10 protein-coding genes are annotated in these 11,533 nt (G+C 49.5%); all 10 read left to right on the top strand.

What is annotated here, in order from left to right; all coding sequences use genetic code 11:
• The first annotated feature begins 449 nt into the window (after nucleotides 1-449).
• On the top strand, nucleotides 450-1,157 hold the full coding sequence (locus AQR02_RS24385; protein WP_054942980.1) for an SDR family oxidoreductase: 708 nt from the start codon (nucleotides 450-452) through the stop codon (nucleotides 1,155-1,157).
• Between the two features lie 247 nt (nucleotides 1,158-1,404).
• Nucleotides 1,405-2,565, top strand: a complete 1,161-nt coding sequence (locus tag AQR02_RS24380) for a sensor histidine kinase (protein ID WP_054943005.1) — start codon at nucleotides 1,405-1,407, stop codon at nucleotides 2,563-2,565.
• 3 nt (nucleotides 2,566-2,568) lie between these two features.
• Nucleotides 2,569-3,222: a response regulator gene (locus tag AQR02_RS24375; RefSeq protein ID WP_054942979.1), complete on the top strand. Its 654-nt coding sequence runs from the start codon at nucleotides 2,569-2,571 to the stop codon at nucleotides 3,220-3,222.
• 54 nt (nucleotides 3,223-3,276) lie between these two features.
• Nucleotides 3,277-4,053, top strand: a complete 777-nt coding sequence (locus tag AQR02_RS24370) for an NAD-dependent epimerase/dehydratase family protein (RefSeq protein WP_054942978.1) — start codon at nucleotides 3,277-3,279, stop codon at nucleotides 4,051-4,053.
• 176 nt (nucleotides 4,054-4,229) lie between these two features.
• On the top strand, nucleotides 4,230-6,437 hold the full coding sequence (locus AQR02_RS24365; protein WP_054942977.1) for an MMPL family transporter: 2,208 nt from the start codon (nucleotides 4,230-4,232) through the stop codon (nucleotides 6,435-6,437).
• Nucleotides 6,409-6,678: a glycosyltransferase gene (locus AQR02_RS34825; RefSeq protein ID WP_245237713.1), complete on the top strand. Its 270-nt coding sequence runs from the start codon at nucleotides 6,409-6,411 to the stop codon at nucleotides 6,676-6,678. Before AQR02_RS24365 ends, AQR02_RS34825 begins: the two co-directional genes overlap by 29 nt.
• The gene (locus AQR02_RS24355; RefSeq protein ID WP_054942975.1) at nucleotides 6,678-7,064 is read left to right on the top strand and encodes a glycosyltransferase family protein; all 387 of its coding nucleotides are present in this window, start codon (nucleotides 6,678-6,680) and stop codon (nucleotides 7,062-7,064) included. Before AQR02_RS34825 ends, AQR02_RS24355 begins: the two co-directional genes overlap by 1 nt.
• Nucleotides 7,065-7,362: 298 nt before the next feature.
• A complete protein-coding gene (locus AQR02_RS24350) occupies nucleotides 7,363-8,394 on the top strand; it encodes an ABC transporter substrate-binding protein (RefSeq protein WP_054942974.1) in 1,032 nt (343 codons plus the stop codon).
• Complete coding sequence (locus tag AQR02_RS24345; protein WP_425340027.1) at nucleotides 8,391-10,460, top strand: iron ABC transporter permease; 2,070 nt, start codon at nucleotides 8,391-8,393, stop codon at nucleotides 10,458-10,460. The genes AQR02_RS24350 and AQR02_RS24345 overlap by 4 nt, the downstream gene beginning before the upstream one ends.
• Before the next feature lie 257 nt (nucleotides 10,461-10,717).
• Nucleotides 10,718-11,533 (top strand): ring-cleaving dioxygenase (locus AQR02_RS24340; protein WP_245237712.1); only part of this gene is annotated, 816 nt, incomplete at its 3' end.

Genomic DNA, 11,533 nt, shown 5'->3' with positions numbered 1-11,533 from the left:
ACAATGAGAGCATCCCCTTGGGGGTGCTTTTTTTGTTTATGGGGCGTATATTGAATGAAAACATTGAACAACCGGGGTTATATAATGAGAACGGTCGGTAAAATAATACTTTACCGATCGTTCTCATTATGCTAAGCTATGACCATAGCAAGGAAAGAGAACAGAAGTGATGGCAATACTAGAACGGTTGTTCACAAAGATCGGGGAGTTCCATAAATAGATGGATATGAACTACTTCCATTAGAAGTAAGGTTTATGCTCAGTTTAGCCACTACAACAAGAAAACCTGAGCATTTTAATTAGACGAACTGTGGCTGCTTTGTAGTCGGTGCTTGCCGTCAGCTTAATAGATTTGATACTGGCTGCGGCTGTCTGACATCACCATTGGCAATAGTTTATTTTTTTGAATTAATTAGAATGATCATTCTCAAAAACAAGGAGGAATTATGATGAGTAAAAAAATCGCACTAGTAACAGGAGCCAGCAAAGGGATCGGTTTTGAAGTCGCAAAACAATTAGGAGAACAGGGAATTACGGTATTAGTGTCTGCACGTACTAAGGCTGATGCTGATTTAGCAGCCGGCCAATTGAAGGAACTGGGGATTGATGCCTTAGGTGTAGAGCTTGAGGTGACCAATCGTGAGCATATCGCCACCCTGGCTAAATGGATCGGCGAGGAATACGGCAAGCTGGATATTCTGGTCAATAACGCCGGGATCTGGGCGGAGCCGTCGAAAGCCGAGGGTGCTTTTGAAACTACTTTTGAGGTCAATACATTTGCGCCTTATCATATTACCGAAGCTTTGCTGCCGCTGCTGCTGGAGAGCGATGCAGGCAGAATCGTAAACCAGAGCAGTGCCTTGGGGTCGATTCAGTTCCTGCTGAGCAATGAGCTGGCACAACGGCTTGCTACGCCTGCTTATGCAGCGTCCAAGGCGGCACTCAACATGCTGACGGTGTATTGGGCGAAGAAGTATGAGGGGACGAATCTGAAGATTAACACTGTACATCCAGGTTTGGTAAAGACCCGCATGGGCGGAGAGAAAGCTGAACTGTCATCTGAAGAAGGTGCACGGACAGCTGTTCAGTATGCGACTCTGCCAGCGGACGGTCCAACAGGCGGTTTCTTTTATATGGATAATGAGCTTCCATGGTAAACGAACAGATTGAACATTAATATTGTTTATGCAGTTATTGAAAATAGAGTCAGACTAAGCCGGTATTCTTTGAATACCGGCTTTATGCTGTTTTTTGTGCCACAAATGCCGGACTTAGATGCTGGATGACAGCACGGGATGTACGAAGGTACATGTACCTTCGTACATATCAACGCAGAGCATAAATCCTTATAATAGGACATAAGGAGGGCGGCCAAGTGAAAGAAAAAAAGACGGACTAGTGTTAATGAATGAATTATTCGAATCCAGAGTGACCGTTCTGATCTGGGTGTCGGTCGTTTATGTAGCGGCCATACTGATGCAGTTCATTCATGAGCCTCAAATATTAAGAAGTATAGTGTTTACCGGTTTATTTACGGTCCATGTTCTGCTGCACTGGAATTTCTACCGGATATCCAACAAACAATTCTGGCTGCACTTTGCTGTGCAGGGTATTCTAATCTATCTATGTGCAATTCTGCTGCCGGATGGTTATCAGGCTGTATTAATCGGGCTTCTTCCCGTATTAGTTGCGCAAAGCTTAGCCTTTTCGTACCGGATCAGAAATGTTGTTTTTGTGTCGGTTATATGTTTGGTATTGTTTTTTGATGCTGCCCTTACTTTAAGCGATACGGACGGATTGATCTTTATCCTCCCCTTTTTTGCATTGATGCTGATTGTTGTGGTGGCCTATGCTCTATTGTTCTTTCAGCAGGTTCAGGAACGGCTCCGGATTCAGAATTTCTTGCGTGATCTTAAGGAAGCGCATATGAAGGTTGAGGAGCTGACCCTTGCGGGTGAACGTCAACGTATGGCCCGCGATCTGCATGATACGCTGGCACAGGGAGTAGCAGGGCTGATTATGCAGCTTGAGGCTGCGGATGCGCATTTGACGCAAGGCCGTACCGAGCGAACGCAGGAAATCATCAGATTGTCGATGAAGCAGGCCCGCCGGACGCTGGCGGAAGCACGGCTTGCCATTGATAATCTGCGGCTGAAGTCGGCCTTTGAGCTGGATTTCAGTGAATCCGTTGAGGCTGAAGTGCAGCATTTTAAAGACGCGACCGGTATAGACGCAGTAACTCAGCTGCAGCTCACGAAACGCTTGTCCAGAATGTTAATGGAACACAGTCTGCACATGGTTAAGGAGTGCCTTACCAATATTGCCCGGCATGCCCAGGCGGACAAAGTGTGGGTGAGTGTGTCTGACCAGAACGGACGGCTGAGGATAGTGATCAGAGACAATGGAATCGGGTTCAGCGCGAATGCTATTGGTAAGGAGCCCGGACATTATGGTCTTTTGGGTCTTCAGGAACGGGTTCGGCTGATCGGAGGCAAATTGGAAGTCGACAGCAGCCAGGAAGGGACGAGCATTACAATCGAAGCATTATTCACCGAGGGAGAATAAACGATGACTCAATATAGAATCCTGATCGTAGACGATCATTTCGTTGTACGGCAAGGCTTAAAGCTGATCCTGGAGACAAGTGAACAGTTTCAGATTGTCGGGGAAGCAGAGAATGGACAGCAGGCGCTGAGCCTGATTGATGAGGTGCAGCCGGATGTAATCCTGATGGATTTAAATATGCCGGTGATGAGCGGACTGGAAGCGATGCAGATACTGAGAGACAGGAATATATCCGTACCGGTAATTATTTTGACGACCTACAATGAGGATGAGTTAATGATTAACGGTCTTGCCTTGGGGGCAAGAGGTTACCTGCTGAAGGATACAAGCCGGGAGAATCTGTTCAGAAATATCGAATCGGCAGTGAGAGGGGAGACCTTGCTGTCAGCAGAGATCATGGAAAAGGTAATTGCCGCCCGTGATCACCAGAGGAGCCCTGTTCCGGCTAAGGGAGCGAGTTCCCTGTTGTCCGATAAAGAGGTGCAAATTCTGCAGAGCGTCGCCCGGGGGTTCAAGAGTAAAGAAATTGCCTATGACATAGGGATTTCAGAACGGACGGTAAAAGCTCATCTAACAAGTATTTATAATAAACTTGGAGTGGACTCCCGGTCACAGGCAGTGGCTGCCGCTATGGAGCGTGGGATTATACAGATGTAACCGGGTAATAACTAACATTGCGATAATCCACGGACGGGAAAGGAGCTTGCGATAATGAAACGCAAACTGCTTATAACAGGTGCGGGTGGCAGAATAGGCAATGTAATCTATCAGGGACTTAAAGAAGATGGACGCTATGACGTTAACGGGGCGGATATTCAGGCGGACGACAGGCAAGGAATCCTGCAATTGGACATTACGGATGAGGCAAGGCTTGCTGAGCTGACGCAGAATGTGGATACCGTGCTCCATTTTGCCTGGATTAAGGATGAGGAGGATTTTCTCGGCAAGGTGCTGCCGGGAAATGTGAGCAGTGCGTACAAGCTGTTCGAAGCTGCGGTGCAAAACGGGGTGAAACGCATTGTATTCGCCAGCTCCAACCATGCCACCGGGTTCTACAAGACGGACGAGAAGCCAGATCCGCTGGACCCTTACCGTCCGGATAGCTTTTACGGGCTGAGTAAATGCTATATCGAGCTGCTTGGCCGTCTATATGCGGATCAAGGCAAAATTTCTTCCTTCAATATCCGCATCGGCAACTTTCCGGGAGATGACCGTCCTCATTCGGAGCGTGCAGGGCATATTTGGATCTCGGAGCGTGACATGCTGCAGCTGGTTATTTGCTGCATCGAAGCAGATGAGCGAATGCCGTATTTGAATCTGTATGGCACCTCAGGCAATAGTGACAATTACTACAATATCGATTATTTGGAAGCATTGATCGGATATAAGCCGCTGGATGACGGAACCGAGCTGCTTGAGCAGGCGAAGGCCGCGGGCTGGAAGGTTCGCCAGGATGAAACCGCCTATCAGGGAGGACAGAAGCTGTAACAAGGAGCTATAAAATAAGCATTGATGCAGGGCCCTACATTGTGGGGCTCTTTCTTTGTGTATAATGGGCTGCCCGAAAGGGCAAAGATGTCCCGCCCGTTCGGACGATGGCGACAGGCCACCGGTTCTATAAGATAAAGACATAGAAAACACAATAAAGAGGAGACGATACTGAGATGTCAAAATTATTGTACCGGATGGGATTCTGGTCGGCAAAGAACCGGATTAAGGTCCTTATAGGAAGCATTACTCTGTTAGTAGTAGCAGCTATTGTGGCACTGTCTATGGGAATCCATTTTGGAGAGGAGACCAACATCCCCGGGCTGGCCTCGCAAAAAACACTGGAGGTTATGGAGAAGGAATTTCCGAATCCGCAGGGTGACCGTGGTAAGACCCAGCTTGTACTGAAAGCTCCGGATAATGAAACGTTAGCTTCCGACGCAGCTCAGCAGCTAATTGGCACGCAGCTCAAAGAAGTGGCAGCAGATCCGGAGGTGGCTTCGGTTGTCAGTCCGTACGATAACCATTCACTCAATGCAGGCAGCACGATCGGCTATGCCACGATTACTTATAAAGTGCCGGGTGCAGATGTCACCGAGGCATCGAAAGACACAGTAATTCAGGTTGCGGACACCCTACGGGATGCCGGGTGGCAGGCCGAACTGATCGGGGACGGCTACGTAAAAATGGCAACCAGCAGTCCGACCGAAGGACTCGGGGTATTATTGGCTCTTGTTATCCTTGCGGTTGCACTTGGTTCTATCCTTACCGGAGTTCTGCCGATCCTGACGGCGGCCTTGGGCCTTGGTTTTGGGATCATGCTGATTATCATCGGAACGAGCCTGTTTGACATTCCGTCGTTTGCCTTATCGCTTGCAGGTATGCTTGGACTGGCCGTAGGCATTGATTATGCACTGTTCATTATCGCCAGATACCGTCAGCAGCTTGCTGAAGGTTATGAAAGACGGGAAGCGATTGCCATCGCGAACGGAACGGCCGGGAGTGCAGTAGTGTTTGCAGGAGTGACCGTTATCATCGCGCTAATCGGATTTTCCTTTGTTGGAGTACCGTTTCTTACCGCTATGGGTACAGCAGGTGCGCTTACTGTCTTCACCGCAATACTCCTAACCATATTCGTCGTTCCGGTGATTCTGGAGTTGCTGGGGGGGAAGATTAAAGCGCCAGCCAAGCGTTCCAAAGGTACAGGAAGTAATCAAAAGGCGGCAAAACGCGGCAATGTATGGGGAGAATTTGTTACCGGACAGCCTTTAGTGGCTGTTGTACTGGGTGTAGCACTGCTAGGAACCATTGCCCTACCGTTCTTCCACATGGAGACGGGGCTTGGAAATGACGGGCATAAATCACCGGATAAGACCGAACGCCGGGCTTACGATCTTCTGTCCGAAGCTTACGGTGAGGGTTACCACGGACCGTTGGTCATTCTAGCGGAAACGGATGGCGGCCAGGAAGCTGCGGCTAATCTCACAAAAGTAATTAATGAAGTGAAAACCTATCCCAACGTTATTGCGGTAAACCCGCCGGTCACCGGCCCATCCGGAAAAGTGTCGCTGATTACCGTTATGCCGGCAACAGGACCCAATGATTCGGAAACGATAGACCTTGTCCATCTGATTCGTGATAAGGCACCGGAAATAGAGCAGCAGGATCACGTTAAGATTGGTGTAACCGGCAGCACTGCTGTCAATATCGATATCACTCAGAAACTGAATCAGGCCTTGCCTAAATTCTGCCTGATTATTGTCGGCCTGGCCTTTGTACTGCTTATGCTGGTGTTCCGTTCGATTCTGGTTCCAATTAAGGCAGTGCTCGGATTTATCCTGTCGCTCGGCGCAACCTTAGGATTCGTTACCTATGTTGTACAAGATGGACATTTCCAGAATCTGTTCCACTTTTATGCGAAGGCACCGGTATTTAATTTCCTGCCGATCATTGTAGTCGGTGTACTGTTCGGTCTGGCGATGGACTACGAGGTGTTCCTGGTCAGCCGGATGCGTGAGGAGTTCAAGAAGAGCGGAGATGCCAAAAAATCCGTTCTAGCCGGTATACGACACAGCGGCGGAGTGGTAACGGCAGCAGGACTGATTATGGTTGCCGTCTTTACAGGATTTGTTCTGGCCGAGGAGCCAATGGTTAAGGTTATGGGGCTGGCGCTCGCCTTTGGTGTTCTGTTTGACGCTTTTGTCGTCCGGATGCTCATTGTTCCTGGCGTGATGACGCTGCTCGGGAAATCAGCCTGGTATTTTCCGAAGTGGCTGGACCGCTTGCTGCCGAATCTTGATGTGGAGGGTGAGGGAGTGATGGAGGAAGTGGAGAAGAAGCGGCTCGAAATAAAGGATGAAACCAAAGTCAGACGTCTCGGCTGAAAAATCGAGCTGGGTAACGGAACGGAGATTTCTAGAAATTGAGGTGTTTCCTATGATCCGTCTTTCAGTCGTCGTGCCTGTCTATAACGAAGAGGGAAATATATATAATCTTTACTTGAGTGTCACTGATGCCTTGAAAGGAAAGATTGAGAATTATGAAATCGTGCTGGTGAATGACGGAAGCAAGGACCGGAGTTCTTTACTGACCTGCAGACAGATCCCCGGGATATCTTCAAACTGATGCCGTTTATCGGAAAGATTGATTTTGTAAACGGAAGACGCTTGGTGCGTAAAGATACTAGACTTAAGGTAATATCCTCGCGTACCGGAGATAGAGTCCGTAATTGGATCACTGGAGAAGCGGTTTATGACGCAGGTTGTCCCCTAAAGCTCTTTACCAGGGGGGTGGCCGACAGCTTCCGTTTATACAATGGAATGCACCGTTTCCTGCCGACACTGGCCAAGATGAATGGATTCTCTGTCATTGAGGTATCAGTTACCCATCATGAGCGGAAATACGGAGTATCTAAATATGGTGTTCTGAAAGGTGCATATGCAGGATTCATAGATGCTATGGTAATTGGCTGGCTCAAAAAACGAGGGAGTGTGTGTCAGATGAAGAATTAAACCTTGTCCTTTGAGTTCTAATAGAAACGGCTGCGCTGTCCTTTGCTAAGGAGGCGCTGCCGTTTTTTGTTTGTGTAATAGTTTCTCAAGTACTTATAAAATAGCGCTGATGCGGCAACGAAGCCGGGTTACCAGAGTGTTGGAATGGAGTTTTTTCTTATGATTTAAATTTTAACTTTGACTTTACGGAAAATCACATATAAGATAACTAGTATGAATAAAAATGATAATCATTATCAGCGTAATGATAATCGCTATCATAGAAACATTTATCTGAATACCAGGGGGATATTACAAGATGCACAGAAGGTTATTGAGTTTGGTTATGGTTATTGCTGTCGTACTGGTTGTGGCAGGCTGCGGTTCAAACAATGCGAACAATAGTCCGGCAGCCACTGACGCTGGAGCGGCCGCCAACAATGCAGCTGCTGCAAACAACAGCAGTGAAGCCGCTGCAGGCCCGGTTGTACTGAAAGATGCTAAAGGTGAGATTACACTGGACAAGCCTGCGCAAAAGGTTGTGGTGCTGGAGTGGACATTTACTGAAGATATTATTGCTTTGGGCATGCAGCCGGTAGGGAATGCCGATAATAAAGGCTATAAAGTGTGGGTAACCGGAGAAGCTCCGCTGGATGAGAAAGTAACAGATGTCGGTACGCGCGGTGAGCCGAATCTGGAGACGATTGCTGCACTGCAGCCGGATCTGATTATCGCCAATACCGATAGTCACGAAGCGATTTATGAGCAATTGAAGGGTATTGCACCAACACTGATTTTCGGCTTGTACCCGCCAGAAGGGCAAGGCGATCAATACACGATGATGGAAGATACCTTCAAAACCATTGCAGCCGCTGTCGGAAAAACCGCAGAAGGCGATAAGGTATTGGCCGATTTGGATGCACATTATGCGGAGGCAAAAGAGAAGCTGGCCGCAGCAGGTAAGGAAGGCCTGAATTACGTGTTGACCCAAGCGTTCAGCTATCAGAATGCAGCGACGATGCGTCTTTTCACCGACAACTCTCTTGCGGTACAGACACTGGACCGGATTGGCCTGAAGAACGACTGGAAATCTGAAACCTTTGAGGCTTATGGATTCAGCACATCGACGGTTGAAGCCCTGCCATCTGTACAGGATACGAATCTGATTTATATCGTCCAAAAGGATGATGACATTTTTGCGAACGAGCTCAAGGATAATTCGGTGTGGAAGGGTCTTAATTTCGTCAAGGAGAAACGTACCTTCGCACTGGACAGCGCTACCTGGGTGTTCGGCGGTCCGGTTTCCTCTAAAGTTATTGTGGATGAAGTTGTAAAAAGTTTAACGAAATGAGCATCGTGATGAACGGGAACAACAGCAAGGAATCGTCTAGCGGGTTGAACTGGCCGCTGATTGGGATATTCGGGGGCGGCATTGCCGCCCTTTTCGTTCTGTTCGTGCTGAGCCTCGGCTTCGGGGAGGCGAAGATCCCGGCAGGGACTGTATTGAATGCACTGCTTCACCGCCAGGATGTGATGGAGCATAATCTGGTCTGGGATATCCGGATGCCGCGCACGGTTATTGGTATTCTGGCCGGGGCGGCTTTGGCAGCAGCCGGCGCTTTACTGCAGACCATAACGAAGAATCCGCTGGCATCCTCAGACACTCTGGGAATAAATGCCGGGGCTTACTTTACGGTTGTTCTTGGCGTGGTATTTTTCCCGGCGCTGCAGCAGCAGTTTCCATTCCTGCTGGCGGTTGCAGGGGGACTGCTGGCTGCACTGGCTGCTTATCTGCTCAGCGGCGGGAAGTCGGCTACGCCTGTTCGGCTGGCACTGTCAGGCATGATCGTGTCGCTGGTGCTTGGAGCGTTCACATCAGCTATACATATATTCAAGCAGACAGAGACGCAAAATTTATTTCTGTGGGGAGCGGGTTCCCTGATTCAGCTGGATTGGGACGGCGTCCGGTATGCCTGGCCTTATGTTCTTGTACTTCTAGGGGCAGCGATGTTCGCGGGCAGGCAATTCGATGCGCTGGAGCTGGATGAGTCTACTGCCCGTTCCCTGGGACAGCGAGTAGGATTAAGCCGGGCGCTGGGTCTGGCCATCTCGGTCCTGATGGCCGCAGTCGTAGTCAGTGTCGTCGGACCGATCGGCTTCGTCGACCTGGTTGCCCCGCATCTTGTCCGGCTTAGCGGGATCCGTAAACATAGCCTGTTACTACCTGCGAGCGCCCTGTGGGGAGCGCTGCTCATTACGGCAGCGGATACCCTTGCCCGTGTAGTGAGGAGCAGTGTAGGGGAAATGCCAGTCGGTGCCGTTATGGCCATTATCGGGGCACCTTGGCTTATTTGGCTGGTGCTCACCAAAATGAAAAATATTTCGGGGTCCAGCTCCGGGCAGTCATCTATGAGTGTCGGGGGGGCTGCGCTGCGTATGCGTTTTGTTCCGACTGTAATCCTGATGACGGTACTGCTTCTCGCAATCATCCTCGTGAGTTTATCGCTCGGAGGAACCAGAATACCGCTCGGTGAGCTGCTGGGCAGCCTTGCCGGCAAGGGAGAACAATCCTATTCCGTTCTGCTGAACTTACGGCTGCCGCGAACGCTCGTAGCGGCTTGCGGCGGGATCGCGCTTGCCGTCAGCGGCGTCCTGATTCAAAGCGCTGTCCGAAATCCGCTGGCTGACGCCTCCATTATCGGTGTAACCTCAGGCGCAGGCTTTGCCGCGATGCTCGTGATGGTCGCCTGGCCTGCAATGACGATTGCAATGCTTCCGTTTGCCGCGATTGCGGGCGGAGCTGCCGCAGCCGCCGTTGTATTTTCGCTGGCCTGGCGCCGAAGCCTGAATCCGTCTGTTCTTATTCTGCTCGGCATCGCCGTCTCGGCTGTCGGCTCTGCAGGCATCCAGATTATGATCGTCAAAGCAAGTCTGTACGGCGCCAGTTCCTATATCTGGCTGACGGGCTCTACCTATGGACGGGGCTGGGATCAGTTCTACAGCCTGTTTATATTCCTGATTATCCTTTTGCCGCTTGCGTACTATCTGGGGCGGAAGTTCGATCTGCTGGCGTTTGGCGACGATAGTTCAGTAGGCTTTGGCCTGCCGGTCCGGGGTACGCGGCTCTATGCGATGATTCTGGGTGTTCTGCTTGCAGCCGGAGCCGTTGCCAGTGTAGGAACGATTGGTTTTCTCGGGCTTATGGCGCCGCATGCAGTGCGGATGATGATCGGGCATCACACAAGACGTTCGATTATTTTGTCCGGACTGCTTGGGGGACTGCTGCTGGTGATTGCCGATACGATCGGAAGAACCGTTATGGCGCCGGTCGAAATTCCCTCCGGACTGATTATAATGCTGATCGGAGCGCCGTATTTCCTGTTCCTGATGTACCGTTCGCTCATCCGAAAGGGATAACGAATTTGACTTAAGCTCATACTTATAGTCCTGATGGTCAAGAAATCCTTGATCCATCAGGGCTTTTTTATTCATCTGAATTTATATCAGATAAACCCTTGACTTTGTGTCGGGAATTGAGTACATTGATATCAGAAATTATCTTAACTTAAAGATAATTTTAAAACTAATATCTTAATGTTAAGAGTCTTTAAAGCGTAGTATTGTTTAACATCTTTTTCTTAAACCAAACTAATAACATAAAGGAGTCGATTCTAATGACTAAGCAAACAATGGGGATTCATCATATTACAGCGATTGTCGGGCACCCTCAGGAAAATATGGATTTTTACGCGGGGGTACTTGGACTGCGTCTGGTCAAACAGACGGTTAATTTCGATGATCCGGGTACGTATCACTTTTATTTCGGCAATGACGGCGGGAAGCCGGGCACGATTATTACGTTCTTCCCTTGGCCGGATGCTTATCAGGGAAAAATCGGCGGAGGTCAAGTCGGTGTAACGACTTACAGCATTCCGGTGGGGGCCATGGCTTTTTGGAAAGAGAGACTTGCGAAGTTTAAGGTTGCTTTTACGGAAATGGAACGCTTTGGGGAACAGGTGCTTGAATTTGACGACCCGCACGGGCTGCATTTAGAATTGGTGGAACGGGAGGCCGGAGACCTTAACTCCTGGAATTTCGGGGGAGTCACACCGGAGGTTGCGATCAAAGGCTTCGGTGGTGCCACACTGTTGTCCACTCATCCGGATGCAACAGCTGAGCTGTTAGAGAAGGTACTAGGACTGACGTTCATCGGCAAAGAGGATGATATCGCACGTTATCAATCTGCTGCCGATCTCGGGAACGTGATTGATCTCAAACGGACTGCGGTAGAGCGTGGAGAAATGGGTGTCGGAACGGTGCATCATATCGCCTGGAGAGCTAAAGACGATCAGGATCAGCTGGAATGGCAGAACTATGTGCACGATAATGGATATGGAGTAACTCCAGTGCAGGACCGGAATTATTTTAACGCGATTTACTTTAGAGAGCACGGAGAGATATTGTTCGAAATCGCCACCGATCCTCCGGGC

The organism is Paenibacillus ihuae, from assembly GCF_001368795.1.
In the GTDB taxonomy this organism is placed as follows: Bacteria; Bacillota; Bacilli; order Paenibacillales; family Paenibacillaceae; genus Paenibacillus_AQ; species Paenibacillus_AQ ihuae.
This window is presented reverse-complemented; position numbering and strand designations above follow the sequence as displayed.